The organism is Bradyrhizobium dasycarpum (assembly GCF_042019905.1).
Classification (GTDB): domain Bacteria; phylum Pseudomonadota; class Alphaproteobacteria; order Rhizobiales; family Xanthobacteraceae; genus Bradyrhizobium; species Bradyrhizobium japonicum_B.
Genome location: NZ_CP169574.1, coordinates 1,627,249 through 1,642,401, shown reverse-complemented (window position 1 = coordinate 1,642,401; position 15,153 = coordinate 1,627,249). Strand labels below are relative to the sequence as shown.

Genomic DNA, 15,153 nt, shown 5'->3' with positions numbered 1-15,153 from the left:
CGAAAACCAATGGCCGGGCGCCAGCCCGGCCATGACGGATGCCGTCGAGGAGCCTCAGGCCTTCTCCTCCCAGATCATCGCGAGATGGACGATGGTCTGCACCGCCTTTTCCATGTCCTGCCGGCTGACCCATTCGAGCCGGGAGTGAAAGGCGTGCTCGCCGGCAAAGATGTTGGGGCAGGGCAGGCCCATGAAGGACAGGCGCGAGCCGTCGGTGCCGCCGCGGATCGCGGTGCGCATCGGGCGAAGCCCGGCGCGGCGGATCGCCTCGATGGCGTATTCGAGCACGTGCGGGTGACGGTCAATCACCTGCTTCATGTTGCGGTATTGCTCCTTCACCTCGAATTTGTAGGTCGAGCGCGGATAATCCTTCATCACGTCCTTGACGATGCTCTCGAGCAGGTCCTCCTTCTCCTTCAGCCCTTCCTCGGTGAAGTCGCGGACGATGAAGGACAGCGTCGCCTGCTCCAGCGCGCCCTCGATGCCGATCGGATGCAGAAAGCCCTGCTTGCCCGAGGTCGTCTCCGGCGAGCAGCCTTCGCGAGGCAGCCGCTCGACGATGGCGGCCGCGATCTTGATGGCGTGCTCCATCTTGCCCTTGGCGTAGCCGGGATGAGCGCTGACGCCTGATATGGTGATGGTGGCGCCGTCGGCCGAGAAGGTCTCGTCCTCGACGCAGCCGGCGCTTTCGCCGTCCATGGTGTAGCCGAAATCGGCGCCCAGCTTGTTCAGATCGACGTTGTCGACGCCGCGGCCGATCTCTTCGTCCGGCGTGAACAGGATCTTGATGGTGCCGTGCTTCACGTCGGGATTGTTGATGAAGAAATGCGCGGCATCCATGATCTCGGCGACGCCGGCCTTGTTGTCGGCGCCCAACAGCGTCGTGCCGTCGGTGGTGATGATGTCGTTGCCGATCTGGTTCTTCAGCGCCGGATGCTCATTGAAGCGGATCACCTGGCTGGGGTCGCCGGGCAGGGTGATGTCGCCGCCGCGATAATTCTTCCAGATCTGCGGCTTGACGTCCTTGCCGCTCACGTCGGGCGAGGTGTCCATATGCGAGCAGAAGCAGATCACCGGCACCTTCTTGTCGGTATTGGCCGGGATGGTGCCGTAGACATAGCCGTAATCGTCGAGATGCGCGTCCGCGACGCCCATCGCCTTCAGCTCGGCGGCAAGGACGCGGCCGAGATCCTTCTGCTTCTCGGTCGATGGCGAACGGGGGGATGCCGGATCGGACTGGGTGTCGATGGTGACGTAGCGCAGGAAGCGCTCGGTCACGGTATGCGAAAAGCTGAGGGAGGACATTTCTGGTCAAACCACCGGGTCAGGGGATGACAGGCGGTATACCAGAAAAGCGGGCCGCGTCGCCGGTGGATCGAGATGAGATCAGGCCTAACGAAACCTTGCCCTCAGATCGCCTCTTTCAGTTCCTTGACCGGACGGAAGGTGACCTTCTTGCTGGCCTTGATGTGGATCGCCTCGCCGGTGGCGGGATTGCGGCCGGTGCGGGCGGCGCGCTTGCGGACCTGGAGGATGCCGAGGCCGACAATGCGGACGCGGTCGCCCTTCCTCAGGTGCTTGGCGATCAGGTCGACCATGTCGGTCAGGACCGCCTCGGCGTGCTTTTTCGAGAGGTCCTGGCTCTCGGCGATATCGGCGGCGAGGTGCTTGAGCGTGATCGTGGCGGCAGTGGCTGCCTTCTTGGCCGCATCCTTCTTCGCCGAATCCTTCTTAGCCAAATCCTTCTTGGACACGTCTGGCCTCCTCGATTCCTGGCGGCCATGAGGCGCGAGCCCGGGAACCGCACAAGTCACGGAAGCCGTAGACGATTCGGGCCCGAATTGACTACGTCGCGCGCGTGGAGGGGGCAGCCGCGCGACGCGATCGTGACGAGACGGGAGTATTCCGGCTTTGGGTGCCAACGTCCTTGACTTCACCCGGGCCCGCCTTTAATTCCCCCTCGTTCCGCGCGGACACATACGCGTCACGCGGGAGTAGCTCAGTTGGTTAGAGCGCCGGCCTGTCACGCCGGAGGTCGCGGGTTCGAGCCCCGTCTCTCGCGCCATTTTTGGCAAACAAATCAAACAGTTGTTCTTTGACCTCCTAGCCGCCTCCAGGGCTGTTTCGCCGCCGTGGCCGCGCCGCCCCGCCGGATGTCGCCTATCGCGCTTTGGGTTCGACATGAGCCAGGATGCGCCGGGCGTCCGCGCTGCCGGCCTGCGCCGCCTTGGCCAGAAGCCGTCTGGCCTGGCTTAGGTCGCGCAGGCCGCCGATCCCGTTGGCGTGGCATCGGGCGAGATTGACCATGGCTTCGAGTTCGCCCATCGCGGCGCTCTTCTGGTAGAAGGCCCGAGCCGATTTCAGGTCCTGCCTGGTCCCCAGTCCTTTCTCGGCCAGCTCGCCCATCCTGTTGAGGGCGGTCGCATCGCCGAGCTCGGCGGCCCGCTGGTACAAGGCATAGGCAAGTGCAGGGTCGCTCGCCGTGCCGATTCCGCGCTCCTGTTGCAGGCCGAGGCTGACGAGCGCCGGCGCAATCTTTTTCTCGGCGGCCATCTCGTAGTAGAAGCGGGCGCGGGCGGGATCTTTCTCGACGCCGTTGCCGCTCTCGTACATCAATCCGAGCTCGTAGAGCGCCCGCGCGTTGCCGAGTTCGGATGCCGCCTTGTAGCTCGCCATCGCCCCGGCGTAGTCGCGCGCGGCGTGCAGTGAGCGCCCGAGCTGATAGTGCAGCCGGTCCGCTCCCGGAGACAGCTTGACCGCATCCGAGCAGGCCGCAACCGCTGCGACCGCCATCGGGTTCTCTCGCGCTTTGCCCTGGTCGGCGCCGATCGCCCTCGCTTCCGCCAGGCCAGCAACGGAATTGTCGCAGCGCTGCATGACGGCGGGATCACCGTGCGCGACCTGCTTCACGGGATTGAGATAGATCCTCTCCTTGGAGAGCTGGCCATACATGTACGGCGTCTGCTTGCGCCGCGTTGCCAGCCGGACGTCGTCGCGAACGTTGCGAAACATGAAGTTGATCTCGAGGTCGGCTTGCGGCAGGTATTTGAGCAGCGCAGCAGCAAAAGGGCTGTTGCGGCCTTCGCCTTCGTCCACCGTCCGACCCGGCTCCGCCGGAAAGAACGTCAGCGTGTTACGGATCGGTGCTCGTACGGCCGAGGCAACGGAAGCGCCGTTGCGGCGGCCATCCGGCGTGGCAGGAAACGGGTTCTCCCGCAGGGCATCCAGGATCACCAGGCCCAGCCGGCGGGCCCGCGCCGCGGCGGCCGTCACCGCAGCCAAGGGAACGGTCTCCGCGATCGCGGACTGAGCCGTCGCCAGATGCGCATCGACAGGGATCAGGTAACCGCCGACACCGGCAGCTGCGCTGTATCCGGCAAAATAGAAGATCGCGATGTCCGCGCCGGCGGACTTTTCGGTGAAGGCGCCAAGTCCCGCGCGCAGGTCGCTAATGGTCGCGTCCTTGCGCAGATCGACGTCGAAGCCGAGGCCGACGAGAGCTGCGGCAATGTCCTCGGCATCGTTGACGGGCGTGCCGAGCCGCGGCGCATTCGCGTAGCTCGCGTTTCCAACGACCAGGGCGATGCGGCTGCTGGAGGCATCTGCTTCGGCGTCGAAGAGGAGCCCGATGGCGATGAACAGGACCAGCCAGCGCACGATCAAGTCGCGTCCCTCAGTCGATATCGGAATGGGATTGCCGCCCGATCCAGTCGCGATAGGTCAGGAAATCGAGGCCGAGCAGACCATAGTCAACGCGCAGGAACCCGTCTACTCCCGATGACACCGCTGCGGGAGCCAGCCGTGCGACCTCCTGCGCCATCACGCCGACATAGAACGTCGCATCGCCCTTGTATCTGTAGCGATAGAGGTTGAGACCGCCGGCCGTCCGGCCGAGAGCCGTGATGTCCTCCTTGAGCCGGACGTCGGACGGAATGGTGACACGGCTCGCCGCATTCGAGGCGGCCGCAGACGCGGCTCTGCTGGCCGCGCTCGATGCGGCACTCGACGCCGAGCGGCCGGCGGCGTTCGCCGCGGCAGACGAGGCGGCGCGGCTGGCCGCATTTGATGCGGCCTGCGATGCTGCGCGGCTGGCGGCGCTGGATGCGGCGTTGCTGACCGCCGTCGAGACGGCATTGCTGACGACGTTGCCGACCACATTGCTGACGACGCCGCTGACCACGTTGCCGACATTCTGATTCACGCGGGCAACGACGCGCCGATATTCGCGATTGCGAACCTTTTCCTGTTCCGACCGGGTATAGGCAGAAACCAGGAGCCCGCGCCTGCGCGCCTCGGCCACCGCGTTGGCCATGCATCCCCTGGGATTGCCCTTGGACCGGCACAGCTGGAATTGCAGCTGGACGTAGTCAGGGTATGTCTTGATGGATCTGACGCAAGCCGCGGCATCGCCGTCGAAGCAGGCGTTCACGTCGCCGTCCTGGGCTGATCGCAGCATCAGTTCGGTGGAATTGACGGGGCGCAATGCAAGGTCGCTGCCCGGCGGCAGCCGGTCGTGGCGCGAGCTCGGGTAGCGCTCGGCAAACCGGCCGACCACGCTCTTGTCGCGCGACTCCTTCAAGACGTCCCATGCCTTCTCGATCGCCTCCGAATTGCCGGCGCTCGTTGCGGCCGATGCGAGCTGATAGCTCGCGGGCGGCGGCGCGGGCATGTCGATCTGGCCACCGGCCTGGCCCGGCTTGGCCGACTTCTCGAGCGCGGCCAGCGTGACCCGCGCGCTCTCGACATGCTCGCCGAACGGATAGAGATCCAGATAGGCACGGTAGGCCGCGGGCGACTTCTGTCGCTCGACGATGGTCCAGGCATTGGCTTCGGCGGTCTGCAACTGCGCAATGCGCTGATCGATTGCGGCGGCATGGGGGCTCGCCGGGAATTGCTGGACGAAACGACGCAAGGTCGCGATCTCGTTGGTCGAGCGGACGAATTCCCAGGCGAGCTGCTCGGCATCGGCTCCGCCATCGCCGTGTGCCGCGGCGGCTTCGCCGTAGAGATAGATGTCGTCCTTCGGGAGCGTCCCATAGATCGCGGGCTCCTGCGTCCCGGTCTCTTTCCAGACCTCGTCGTGCACGATCCGGAAGAGATAGTTGATCTCGAGCTGCGGCGTTTCGACATGACGCAGCAGTGAGCCGGAGTAGGGGCTGTTGCGCCCGGCGCCGTCGTTCGCCGTCGTGCCGGCAGCGGCCGCGAAGGCAACGAGCACGTTGTCGCTGACCTCGACAGGGGCGAGGCCGCGCGCGCCGGCCGCGAGCGGCGTCGGGGCACCGGACGGGCCGGATGCCGCCTTGGGCGGCCGCGGCGACAGCGCGCGCCCCGCAGCGGCAACCTTGGTCGTTTCGAACGGATCATTGCGGCAGGCGTCGAGAACCACGAGGCCGATCGTCTTCGGCATCACCGAGATGTCGATCAGGGTCTCCAGATTGATCGCCTCGGCATAGACGTCGATCTCGGACTTGATCTCGGCATCGACCGGGATCAGCCAGTTCTTGCCGTCCATCTCGACGCCGTGGCCGGCGAAGAAGATCACCGCCTTGTCGGCCGTCTTCGCGGCATTGCCGAATTCGATGAGGGTCTGCCGGAAATGATTGTAGTCGAGGTCGGCGAGGTGCCTGACGGAATATCCCAGACGACCCAGCGACGCCGCCATGTCGGCGGCGTCGTTGGCGGGGTTGATGAGTTTTGGGACCTTGCGATAGTTGCTGTTGCCGACGACGAGCGCGATCCTGTCTCCAGCGGCCGTCTGCAGCGTTGTCGATACGAGCATCGACAACGCTACGCAGCCGAGAACGGCGATCCGGCGTGCCAGATCCTGCAACGTGAAGAGGGGACGCGCGCTTGCGAGAACGAAAATCCCGAAATGGGCAGGCATCGGCAGAAACTCAGAAAATGAAAATCGCAGAAACGGGCCAAGGCGGCTTGTTCGTGGAATTTACATCAAGGGATGCTGGATGACGACATCAAAGGCCTCCGTATTCATGATTTCGTGAACCGGGAGTGGCGAGGCTTCGACCAAGAGGCTGCACGCCGCGAGCGGTGAAACCAGTCGCGCTACGCTGGTGTTGATGGCTCGGGCGGTCGAGGCCGGCGACATGTTCGGAGACTGCGGATGACCAGGACAGTCAAGTTCGCCCGTGCGCCGATTCTGGCTCTGCCGCTGCTCGTCGCTTTGTGCAGCGTGGCACGCTGCAATGATCCGGCCGAGTCGTCACGCGACTCGATCATCCAGAACGTTCGAGAGGACGTGCGGCGGCACATCCGGGCACGGGAAGCAGGCAAGCCTAAGAAAAGTCCGGAGCTGAGCCAGGCGACAACGCCGCGTGGGGGCACGAAGAAGCGAAACCACTCGACGACGAAGTAGAGGGATTTCGGCGCGAACCCTGCGTCGGGTTGCGTCTCATAACCTGGAGTGTTGCTCGGCGCGCAGAGCGGCCCGGGAAAGTGTTGCAAATGAGCATCAACTGGGCGCGCTTGACGGACCGGACCCCCCATTCAACCAATCGGGTGAAGACGCCGGGGGTGCTGTGCGAATAAATTCGACGCCAGAAGCTTGCGGGAATTTGTCCCGCCAAGGCTCGGGCTGAACCAGCAGGGGGCTGATCGAAGACCATGAGGGCAGGAATTCTCCGCCGCGGCTTTGCCGTGGCCGTACCTTTTTTGCTTAGTCTGTTTGCGACGCGACCTGCCTCGGCACAGGAGGTCAATGTTCCGCAGCAAGTCGTCAACAACGCCGTCCAGACCATCATCCAGAACGTCCGCGACCAGGTTCAGCATCGCAGGGTCGTTGCTCCTCCTGGAATGCTGCGCTTCAGCGGCGAGGAATCGGATTTCGACCGTCGTGATCCGTTCGCCGCAAGGGGTGTCAGCAATCCGTTCGGTGCGCTGGCCTACGCCAAGGCTCCGGCACTTGCAGCGCCGTCCCCGGCGGCCTGGCTTTACGGCGTGAACCTCGTCGGCAGTGGCGACAGTGCGCAATCGACCGGGGTCCAGGTCAGCGTTGCGACGGTGACCGGCGCAGTCGATGTGACCAAGATCGGTATCTTCACTGCAACTGACGCGCTGACCTTCATCGGGACCGGCTCCCACTCGTGGGCGCACACCTTCACGAATGGCGGACTGACCACCGATGGTTCAATTCCATCGACTTCCGGCACCCTGTCGTACATCAACGGCGGTTTCTCGACTGACTTCACCGCGCTCGCAAGCTGGACTCGCAACACGTCCAATCTGCCCCTTGCCGCGACCGCGGACGGCAGCGGCATGGCCTATACCTGGAACGGCCAATACCGGTTCGACTTCCCCTACACGGTGTGGTTCGAGCCCACGGTCGGCGTAACCTATTCGGAGAGCTATACTGCCAATTTCGGCAGCAAGACGGGCGATCTCGACCGAGTTTCACGGTGGCATGCGCGTCGGATTCGAGGCGGACTGGCTGGGCTTTAAGATCCAGCCGTCGATCTCGGGTCAGTACTACAGGATCGTCGATGCGAGCGGTGGTGGCGCCATTGGAGGTGCGGTCCCCGTTGCGGCCGGCATGATTGGTACCAATGGCCTTCGCGGTTCCGCAAAGGTCAACGTGCTCTGGACGCCGCAGCTGGCGTCCTACCTCGAAGTTCATGGCAGCAGCATCAACGTGCCGAACCCGCTTCTGCCTGGAGTTGGCGGACTCGGAACCTCCATCGCGGGTACGCAGGTGGGCCTTCGCTACACCTGGTAGGGGCCTGAGCTCTCGAAGCACCTCAAAGACTTCCTCGTAAGTCTTTGAAAACCAAAGAGAAGGCCGCCCGAAGGGCGGCCTTTGTTCTCAGATCGGCCCTTTCGGTCGCCTACCGGATCGCCGACGCCCCCGCGCTGGTCACCACCACCGGCTTACCGGCCTTGATGACCTGGGTGGACTGGGCAGTCTGGTTGTAATCAGCATTGGTGCGGGCTGCGATCCCGAAGCCGGCCACCATGATGCCAGCCACCAGCGCCACCACCACGATCTTCAGGTGGGTCGCACGATCAGCAGAGTGAATTGAGTGGTTCATCTGAGCCTCCCGACGGGCTTTGCCGCCGTCTATGGCTCCTGTCTTAAGGACCATCTGTTTCCGGATGGTTTCGCGGGTTCCGCAAAATGGTTTCATCTCGCCGCCGGGCTGGTTTCGTCGCTCGGCAGCCGAAGGCGGGGGCCGGCTGGGCGCTCCGGCCCCGCTGGCGCCTGGTGAGCGTCCAGGCTTCCGCTAGCGGATATGTAGATCGGTTAATCCGAAGAGTGCGCCGGCAGCAATCTTTGGAGATGTTGGATCAGTTCTAAGAGTCCTTCTAAGAAGCTTTCAATTAGGGAATTTTCGCGCCCTCCCATAAGCGTGACGTCCGAGCGCATGCCGTCCGGGGACAGGCGGCATGTCGTCGCGAACATGCAGCTTTGGGGTGGCGCGTTGAACAGTCTTGGAATGCTGCGGTCGGCCGTGTTGGCGACCGCGTCCGCTTTGGTGTTGATGCCGCAGGCATCGCTTGCCCAATCGTCCGCGCAGAGTGGCGCGCAGAATCTGCCGGCGGTGACCGTCACCGCGCCCGAAGCCCGCCGCCGCGCAGCCACGACTCCCCAGCGCCGTTTGCCGCGGGGGGCAGAACAGGTCGCCACTCGAAACAGACCGCAGCAACCGCAGCGCAATGTCGGCTTCGTCGAGACGCCGCGCGGTCCGGTGAACGGCTACGTCGCCGGGCGAAGCTCGTCCGGCACCAAGACCAACACGCCGATTATCGAGACGCCGCAATCGGTGTCGGTGATCGGCGCCGAGCAGATCCGTGACCAGAAGCCGAACAAGCTCGACGAGGTGCTGCGCTACACCGCCGGCGTGCGGGCAGGCACTTTCGGTACCGACACCCGCAACGATTGGTGGCTGATCCGCGGCTTCAAGTCCGAGGATATTGGCCTGTTCCTCGACGGCACGCAGCTGTTCTACACGTCCTATGCCAGCTGGAAGCTGCAGACTCCCAACATGGAGCGGGTCGAGGTGCTGCGCGGTCCGTCGGCGGTGCTTTACGGCGGATCAAGCCCGAGCGGCATCGTCAACGTCATCAGCAAGATGCCGCCGGCCGAGCCGATCCGCTACGTCGAGACCGGTGTCAATAATTTCGGCAATGCCTATGTCAGCTTCGACATGGGCGGCCCGGTCGCGACCGGACCCGACAACGGCAAGCTGTTCGCGCGCGTGGTCGGCCAGGTCCAGAACGGCGGCACCCAGGTCAACTTCACGCCGGACAACAATTACTTCATCGCACCGTCGTTTACGTGGAAGCCGGATGCCGACACCACCTTCACGGTGCTGGCCTCGGCCTCGAAGCAGGATACCCGGGGCATAAACTTCCTGCCCTATCAGGGCACGGTGACGTCCGCGCCGTTCGGCAAGATACCCACCAGCTTCTTCGTCGGCGACCCCACCGTCGACAAGTTCACGCGCGAGCAGGAGATGCTGGGCTATCGGTTCGAGCGCAACCTCACCGACGACCTCACGTTCCGTCAGAACGCTCGCTTCGCGCATGTCGACATCAGCTATCGAGGCTACGTCGGCAACGATTGGGCCAACATCAATACGGCGACGCTCAATCGCTACAATTGGTATGCGAAGAACACAGCCAATCAGGCCAATCTCGACAACCAGCTCGAGTATCGCTTCAACACCGGTCCGGTCCGACACACGATGTTGTTCGGTGTTGACCTGAAAGGCTATCAGATCGACGACTACCAGGCCTTCGGGTTCGGTGTGCCCTCGATCAACGTCTTCAATCCGGCCTATGGGGCAGCCGAGGTTTCCTTGCCGAGCGCGCCATTCCGTAACTTCCTCATCACGCAGAAGCAGGCCGGCACATATCTCCAGGACCAGATGAAGCTCGGCAATTTCACCCTGGTGCTGAGCGGCCGCAACGATTGGGTCGAGACGACACAGGAAGCCCGCGACACCGGCGCCATGATCGGCAGCCGCGACGACAGCAAGTTCAGCGGCCGCGCCGGACTGATCTACAATTTCGACAACGGCATCGCGCCCTACGTCTCCTATTCGACGAGCTACAATCCGATCATCGGGCTCAACGCGTCGAACCAGCTGTTCCTGCCGGAGACCGGCAAGCAGGCCGAAATCGGCGTGAAGGTCGCGCCGGTGGGATTCGACGGCTATTTCACGGTCTCGGCTTTCGATCTGGTCCGTCAGAATGTGGCGACCACATTGCCGGGCAGCGTCCCGCTTCTGCAAAATCAGACCGGCGAGGTGACTTCGCGCGGCATCGAGCTGGAAGCGGTGGCCAATGCCACCAAGGAGCTGAAATTCATCGGCTCCTTCACGTCCTACAATCTCTTTGTGAGCAAGGATCTCGATCCGACGCTGATCGGCAAGACGCCGACCAACACGCCTGAACTTCTGGTCTCGGGCTGGGCCGACTACACATTCCGGGACGGACCGCTCGCAGGGTTCGGCTTCGGCGGTGGTGTGCGCTACATCGGCTCGTCCTGGGCGGACACAGCCAATACGCTCGAGGTCCCTGCAGTCGTGCTCGGCGATCTCGCGCTCCACTACGAATGGCAGAACTGGCGTACCGCGCTGAACGTGATCAACCTGACCGACAAGATCTACGTCGCGAGCTGCGCGTCGGCCGCGTCATGTTTCTACGGCGATCGCCGGCGCGTGACCGCCAGCGTTTCCTACAAGTGGTGAGGAGGGGCGAGGGGCGATATCGGTCGGACCGGCCTGATCGCGACGGTCCTTCCGTCCCTGGTTGGACTGTCGCCACTCTTCCCTCAGGAGATAGATGAGCTTCCGGGCTATGCCTTCGGCCCGAAGCTCATCCGAGCGCGGCACGCGCGACGGCCCTCCACGTCGCCGTCGCCGCGCTCGCGGCGGGGCCCCCGGCCGGCTCCGTCCCTACCGCAATGCATGGCTCGTCTGATGGCCTGCGCCTGTGGATAGGTGTCTCCAGCTTGACTTGGACTTGTCTTGGCTCGCGGCTGCGACAGCCCCGGGCCTTCGGGCGTTGCAGCCCGGATAAGGCCAGCCAAGACGTCACCGGCGGGGACAGGGCGAAGGTTCCTGAAGTGGGTCCTATCCCGGGTTGCCTGTGTTGCCGCAGCCGAAAAGCCGGTATTTTTCTCGGGCGATCGACGGCAAGACGCTGCCGTGGCCCGCGCGCCGCAATCGCCGCGCTGCTCCCCTGCAAAACCGGCGGCTGCCCTTGCTGGGCCCTGCGATCTGCTCCATACCAGCGCGGGGTGATTCGGGATTTTCACCGTTCTGGCAGCGGCAAAGGGCCTGAAAAGAGCGTGTCTTGCGCCCATTGGTGCACTGCGCTAAGGCTCAGAATAATTCCAAATCGGACGAATCCGTGGCTGTCCCGAGGCTGCGGGAAAAAGGGCTCGCCAATGAGCGGCATTCTGCAGAACTATCTTCCACTCGTCGTCTTTATAGGAGTAGCGGGCCTGATCGGCCTCGTGCTGCTGATCGCGCCGTTCATCGTGGCGTTCCAGCAGCCGGATCCGGAAAAGCTGTCGGCGTATGAGTGCGGCTTCAACGCCTTCGACGACGCGCGCATGAAGTTCGACGTCCGCTTCTACCTGGTCGCCATCCTCTTCATCATCTTCGACCTCGAGGTGGCGTTCCTGTTTCCCTGGGCGGTGGCGTTCGGCAAGCTTGGCGCGACCGGCTTCTGGTCCATGGTGGTGTTCCTCGCCGTGCTGACGGTCGGGTTCGCCTATGAATGGAAGAAGGGAGCACTGGAATGGGATTGACCCCTGCAGCGTCCACGGGTCCGGTCGTCGCGCCGGCCCCCAAGGGCATCCTGGACCCGTCGACCGGCAAGCCGGTCGGGGCCAATGATCCGTTCTTCCTCGAGGTCAATTCCGAGCTGTCCGACAAGGGCTTCTTCGTTGCCGCGACCGACGACCTCATCACCTGGGCGCGCACCGGCTCGCTGATGTGGATGACCTTCGGTCTCGCCTGCTGCGCGGTCGAGATGATGCAGGTGTCGATGCCGCGCTACGACGTCGAGCGCTTCGGCTTCGCGCCGCGCGCCTCGCCGCGCCAGTCCGACGTGATGATCGTCGCAGGCACGCTGACCAACAAGATGGCGCCCGCGCTGCGCAAGGTCTACGACCAGATGCCCGAGCCGCGCTACGTCATCTCGATGGGCTCCTGCGCCAATGGCGGCGGCTATTATCACTATTCCTACTCGGTCGTGCGCGGCTGCGACCGCATCGTGCCGATCGACATCTACGTGCCGGGCTGCCCGCCCACGGCGGAAGCGCTGCTCTACGGCGTGCTGCTGCTGCAGAAGAAGATCCGGCGTACCGGCACCATCGAACGCTAAGGTTTTACGTCATGGACGACGCCAAGCTCGACGCCCTGGGGCAGACGATCGTTAGCGCGCTTCCGGGCGCCGCCACCGGTCATTCGGTCGCCTTCAACCAGCTGACGGTCGATGTCGAGGCCAGCAGGATCGTCGAGGTGGTCAAGTACCTCCGCGACGACCCCAGCTGCCGCTTCGTCAACTTCACCGACATCACGGCCGCGGACTATCCGTCGCGCGAAAAGCGCTTCGACGTGATCTATCACTTCCTGTCCCCGACCCTGAACGCGCGGATCCGGCTCAAGGCCCAGGCCGACGAGACCACGCAGGTGCCGTCGCTGATCGACGTGTTCCCCGGCGCCGACTGGTTCGAGCGCGAAGCCTACGACCTCTACGGCGTGTTCTTCGTCGGCCATCCCGACATGCGCCGCATCCTCACCGATTACGGCTTCGAGGGGCATCCGCTGCGCAAGGATTTCCCAACCACCGGTTTCGTCGAGGTCCGCTACGACGACCAGGAGAAGCGGGTGGTGTACGAGCCGGTGCGGCTCAACCAGGAATTCCGCAAGTTCGACTTTTTGTCGCCGTGGGAGGGGGCGGATTATCCCGTGCTTCCGGGGGATGAAAAAGCGGGGCCGAAGGTCTGATCATGAACGAGCAACCCGAACAGCTTCGCAACTTCACCATCAATTTTGGACCGCAGCATCCGGCGGCGCACGGCGTTCTGCGTCTTGTGCTCGAACTGGATGGTGAGGTGGTCGCTCGCGTCGACCCGCATATCGGCCTGCTGCACCGCGGCACCGAAAAGCTGATCGAGCAGAAGACCTACCTGCAGGCGATCCCGTACTTCGACCGGCTCGACTACGTCGCGCCGATGAACCAGGAGCACGCCTTCTGCCTCGCCGCCGAGAAGCTGCTCGGCATCGAGGTGCCGCGCCGCGGCCAGCTGATCCGCGTGCTCTATTGCGAGATCGGCCGCATTCTCTCTCACCTTCTCAACGTCACCACGCAGGCGATGGACGTCGGCGCGCTGACCCCGCCGCTGTGGGGCTTCGAGGAGCGCGAGAAGCTGATGGTGTTCTACGAGCGCGCCTCGGGCAGCCGTATGCACGCAGCCTACTTCCGCGTCGGCGGCGTGCATCAGGATCTGCCGCAGAAGCTGGTCGACGACATCGAGGCCTGGTGCGATCCGTTCCTGAAGGTCGTCGACGATCTCGACCGCCTGCTCACCGCCAACCGCATCTTCAAGCAGCGCAACGTCGACATCGGCGTGGTGCCGCTGAAGGAAGCCTGGGAGTGGGGCTTCTCCGGCGTGATGGTGCGCGGCTCGGGCGCGGCCTGGGACCTGCGCAAGTCGCAGCCCTACGAATGCTACGCCGAGATGGATTTCGACATTCCGATCGGCAAGAACGGCGATTGCTACGACCGCTATCTGATCCGCATGGAAGAGATGCGTCAGTCCGTGCGCATCATGAAGCAGTGCATCCAGAAGCTGAACGCGCCTGACGGCAAGGGCCCCGTCGTCGTCGAGGACAACAAGGTGGCGCCGCCGCGGCGCGGCGAGATGAAGCGCTCGATGGAAGCGCTGATCCACCACTTCAAGCTCTACACCGAGGGCGTGCACGTGCCGGCCGGCGAAGTCTACGCCGCGGTCGAGGCGCCCAAGGGCGAGTTCGGCGTCTACCTGATCGCCGACGGCACCAACAAGCCCTACAAGTGCAAGATCCGCGCGCCGGGCTTTGCCCATCTGCAGGCCATGGACCACATCTGCCGCGGCCATCTGCTCGCCGACGTCTCGGCGATCCTCGGCTCGCTCGACATTGTGTTCGGAGAGGTCGATCGTTGATGGGGCAGCAGGCGCCAATCCAGTTCGACCGCGCCTCGGGGGCCCTGGAAGGGGCCAACCTGTGGGAGCGGACGGCTGCCTTGGCGCTGGTGACGGGATCGAAGATCTCCTCGCACTTCTCGCACATGGGCTACATCGCCTGCGCGAACCTGCTGCGCAAGACGCTGCCCGAGCGCAACATCGCGATCAGGCTCAATCCCGACGCCGTGTTCGAATTCCCCTATGGCGACGGCTATTGGAGCAAGTTGCTCAACCGCACCTACAATTACGAGGACGAGCTCGAGCTCTTGTTCGCCGACTCCATCGACGTCGACTACACCTTGCTCGATTGCGGCGCCAATTACGGCTATTGGTCGGTGCTGGTGTCGAGCAAGCCGTTCGGCGCGCACAAGGCGATCGCGATCGAGCCGTCGGGGCAGAACTATCCGAAGCTCGTCAACAACGCCCGCGTCAACGGCAATCGCTTCGAGACGATGAAATGCGCGATCGGCGCCGTCCGCGGCACCGCGCATCTGTCGGGCACCAAGCACGAGGCCTTCAGCATCGCCGGCGATCCCTCGGCGGGCGGTGAGGAGGTGCCGGTCATCTCGCTCGACGATCTGATCGAGGACGGCAAGGTCGCGGCATCAGGCAAATACCTGATCAAGCTCGACGTCGAGGGCGTTGAGATCGAGGCGATCAAGGGCGGCGCCCGGCTGCTCCAGGCCGACAGCGTCATCATGTGCGAGGAGCACGGCAGCGACCGCAATCACTCCGTGTCGCGCTACATCCTCGAACAGACCCCGCTGAAGCTGATCGTGTTCGATCCGCGCAGCAGACGGATGGAGACCGTGACCGAGCTGTCGATCCTCGACCGCATCAAGGTTTCGACCCACGTCGGCTACAACGTTTTCGGCACCGCAAGCGCATTCTGGCAGGACAGGATCGAAGCCCTGAATGCGAAGACCGCGCGCCGTATGCAGTGAGAGATTGAAGAG

Annotated in this window: 14 protein-coding genes and 1 tRNA gene; 10 read left to right on the top strand and 5 right to left on the bottom strand. The window is 63.9% G+C overall.

Features of this window, described 5'->3' with window-relative positions; genetic code table 11:
* Positions 1-54: 54 nt before the first annotated feature.
* The gene (gene pepT / locus ACETMP_RS08270) at positions 55-1,305 is read right to left on the bottom strand and encodes a peptidase T (RefSeq protein WP_375160562.1); all 1,251 of its coding nucleotides are present in this window, start codon (positions 1,303-1,305) and stop codon (positions 55-57) included.
* Between the two features lie 104 nt (positions 1,306-1,409).
* Positions 1,410-1,739: an HU family DNA-binding protein gene (locus tag ACETMP_RS08265; protein WP_375161864.1), complete on the bottom strand. Its 330-nt coding sequence runs from the start codon at positions 1,737-1,739 to the stop codon at positions 1,410-1,412.
* A 249-nt stretch (positions 1,740-1,988) separates the two neighbouring features.
* On the opposite strand from ACETMP_RS08265, the gene ACETMP_RS08260 reads away from it, so the two are divergent.
* Positions 1,989-2,065, top strand: a tRNA-Asp gene (locus ACETMP_RS08260).
* A 95-nt stretch (positions 2,066-2,160) separates the two neighbouring features.
* Here ACETMP_RS08260 and ACETMP_RS08255 read toward each other — a convergent pair.
* Positions 2,161-3,657 carry a caspase family protein gene (locus ACETMP_RS08255; protein ID WP_375160561.1) on the bottom strand — a complete coding sequence of 499 codons (1,497 nt, stop codon included), beginning with the start codon at positions 3,655-3,657 and terminating at the stop codon, positions 2,161-2,163.
* A gap of 16 nt (positions 3,658-3,673) precedes the next feature.
* A complete protein-coding gene (locus ACETMP_RS08250; protein ID WP_375160560.1) occupies positions 3,674-5,779 on the bottom strand; it encodes a caspase family protein in 2,106 nt (701 codons plus the stop codon).
* Between the two features lie 342 nt (positions 5,780-6,121).
* Between ACETMP_RS08250 and ACETMP_RS08245 the strand changes: the two genes are divergently transcribed.
* From ACETMP_RS08245 to ACETMP_RS08235, 3 genes are all read left to right on the top strand, one after another.
* Complete coding sequence (locus tag ACETMP_RS08245) at positions 6,122-6,373, top strand: hypothetical protein (RefSeq protein WP_375160559.1); 252 nt, start codon at positions 6,122-6,124, stop codon at positions 6,371-6,373.
* A 248-nt stretch (positions 6,374-6,621) separates the two neighbouring features.
* Entirely contained in the window at positions 6,622-7,455 is an 834-nt protein-coding gene (locus ACETMP_RS08240; protein ID WP_375160558.1) for a hypothetical protein, read from the top strand.
* The gene (locus ACETMP_RS08235; protein ID WP_375160557.1) at positions 7,418-7,729 is read left to right on the top strand and encodes a hypothetical protein; all 312 of its coding nucleotides are present in this window, start codon (positions 7,418-7,420) and stop codon (positions 7,727-7,729) included. The genes ACETMP_RS08240 and ACETMP_RS08235 overlap by 38 nt, the downstream gene beginning before the upstream one ends.
* 109 nt (positions 7,730-7,838) lie before the next feature.
* Here ACETMP_RS08235 and ACETMP_RS08230 read toward each other — a convergent pair whose 3' ends face one another.
* Positions 7,839-8,042: a hypothetical protein gene (locus ACETMP_RS08230; protein ID WP_375160556.1), complete on the bottom strand. Its 204-nt coding sequence runs from the start codon at positions 8,040-8,042 to the stop codon at positions 7,839-7,841.
* 405 nt (positions 8,043-8,447) lie between these two features.
* On the opposite strand from ACETMP_RS08230, the gene ACETMP_RS08225 reads away from it, so the two are divergent.
* From ACETMP_RS08225 to ACETMP_RS08200, 6 genes are all read left to right on the top strand, one after another.
* Entirely contained in the window at positions 8,448-10,706 is a 2,259-nt protein-coding gene (locus ACETMP_RS08225) for a TonB-dependent siderophore receptor (protein WP_375160555.1), read from the top strand.
* A gap of 701 nt (positions 10,707-11,407) precedes the next feature.
* Positions 11,408-11,773 carry an NADH-quinone oxidoreductase subunit A gene (locus ACETMP_RS08220; RefSeq protein WP_008136158.1) on the top strand — a complete coding sequence of 122 codons (366 nt, stop codon included), beginning with the start codon at positions 11,408-11,410 and terminating at the stop codon, positions 11,771-11,773.
* On the top strand, positions 11,764-12,351 hold the full coding sequence (locus ACETMP_RS08215; RefSeq protein WP_167772036.1) for an NADH-quinone oxidoreductase subunit B family protein: 588 nt from the start codon (positions 11,764-11,766) through the stop codon (positions 12,349-12,351). The genes ACETMP_RS08220 and ACETMP_RS08215 overlap by 10 nt, the downstream gene beginning before the upstream one ends.
* Before the next feature lie 11 nt (positions 12,352-12,362).
* Positions 12,363-12,977 (top strand): NADH-quinone oxidoreductase subunit C, encoded by a 615-nt coding sequence (locus tag ACETMP_RS08210; RefSeq protein WP_375160554.1) that lies wholly within the window; start codon positions 12,363-12,365, stop codon positions 12,975-12,977.
* A 2-nt stretch (positions 12,978-12,979) separates the two neighbouring features.
* Positions 12,980-14,176, top strand: coding sequence for an NADH-quinone oxidoreductase subunit D (locus ACETMP_RS08205; RefSeq protein ID WP_375160553.1), 1,197 nt, complete (start codon positions 12,980-12,982; stop codon positions 14,174-14,176).
* Positions 14,176-15,141 carry an FkbM family methyltransferase gene (locus ACETMP_RS08200; protein WP_028136067.1) on the top strand — a complete coding sequence of 322 codons (966 nt, stop codon included), beginning with the start codon at positions 14,176-14,178 and terminating at the stop codon, positions 15,139-15,141. The genes ACETMP_RS08205 and ACETMP_RS08200 overlap by 1 nt, the downstream gene beginning before the upstream one ends.
* Positions 15,142-15,153: the final 12 nt, after the last annotated feature.

Excerpts from the sequence above, each read along its gene's own strand:
- pepT (WP_375160562.1), bottom strand. The coding sequence starts at position 1,305 with ATGTCCTCCCTCAGCTTTTCGCATACCGTGACCGAGCGCTTCCTGCGC.
- ACETMP_RS08250 (WP_375160560.1), bottom strand. The coding sequence starts at position 5,779 with ATGCTCGTATCGACAACGCTGCAGACGGCCGCTGGAGACAGGATCGCG.
- ACETMP_RS08245 (WP_375160559.1), top strand. The coding sequence starts at position 6,122 with ATGACCAGGACAGTCAAGTTCGCCCGTGCGCCGATTCTGGCTCTGCCG.
- ACETMP_RS08240 (WP_375160558.1), top strand. The coding sequence starts at position 6,622 with ATGAGGGCAGGAATTCTCCGCCGCGGCTTTGCCGTGGCCGTACCTTTT.
- ACETMP_RS08235 (WP_375160557.1), top strand. The coding sequence starts at position 7,418 with ATGCGCGTCGGATTCGAGGCGGACTGGCTGGGCTTTAAGATCCAGCCG.
- ACETMP_RS08230 (WP_375160556.1), bottom strand. The coding sequence starts at position 8,042 with ATGAACCACTCAATTCACTCTGCTGATCGTGCGACCCACCTGAAGATC.
- ACETMP_RS08225 (WP_375160555.1), top strand. The coding sequence starts at position 8,448 with ATGCTGCGGTCGGCCGTGTTGGCGACCGCGTCCGCTTTGGTGTTGATG.
- ACETMP_RS08220 (WP_008136158.1), top strand. The coding sequence starts at position 11,408 with ATGAGCGGCATTCTGCAGAACTATCTTCCACTCGTCGTCTTTATAGGA.
- ACETMP_RS08215 (WP_167772036.1), top strand. The coding sequence starts at position 11,764 with ATGGGATTGACCCCTGCAGCGTCCACGGGTCCGGTCGTCGCGCCGGCC.
- ACETMP_RS08210 (WP_375160554.1), top strand. The coding sequence starts at position 12,363 with ATGGACGACGCCAAGCTCGACGCCCTGGGGCAGACGATCGTTAGCGCG.
- ACETMP_RS08205 (WP_375160553.1), top strand. The coding sequence starts at position 12,980 with ATGAACGAGCAACCCGAACAGCTTCGCAACTTCACCATCAATTTTGGA.
- ACETMP_RS08200 (WP_028136067.1), top strand. The coding sequence starts at position 14,176 with ATGGGGCAGCAGGCGCCAATCCAGTTCGACCGCGCCTCGGGGGCCCTG.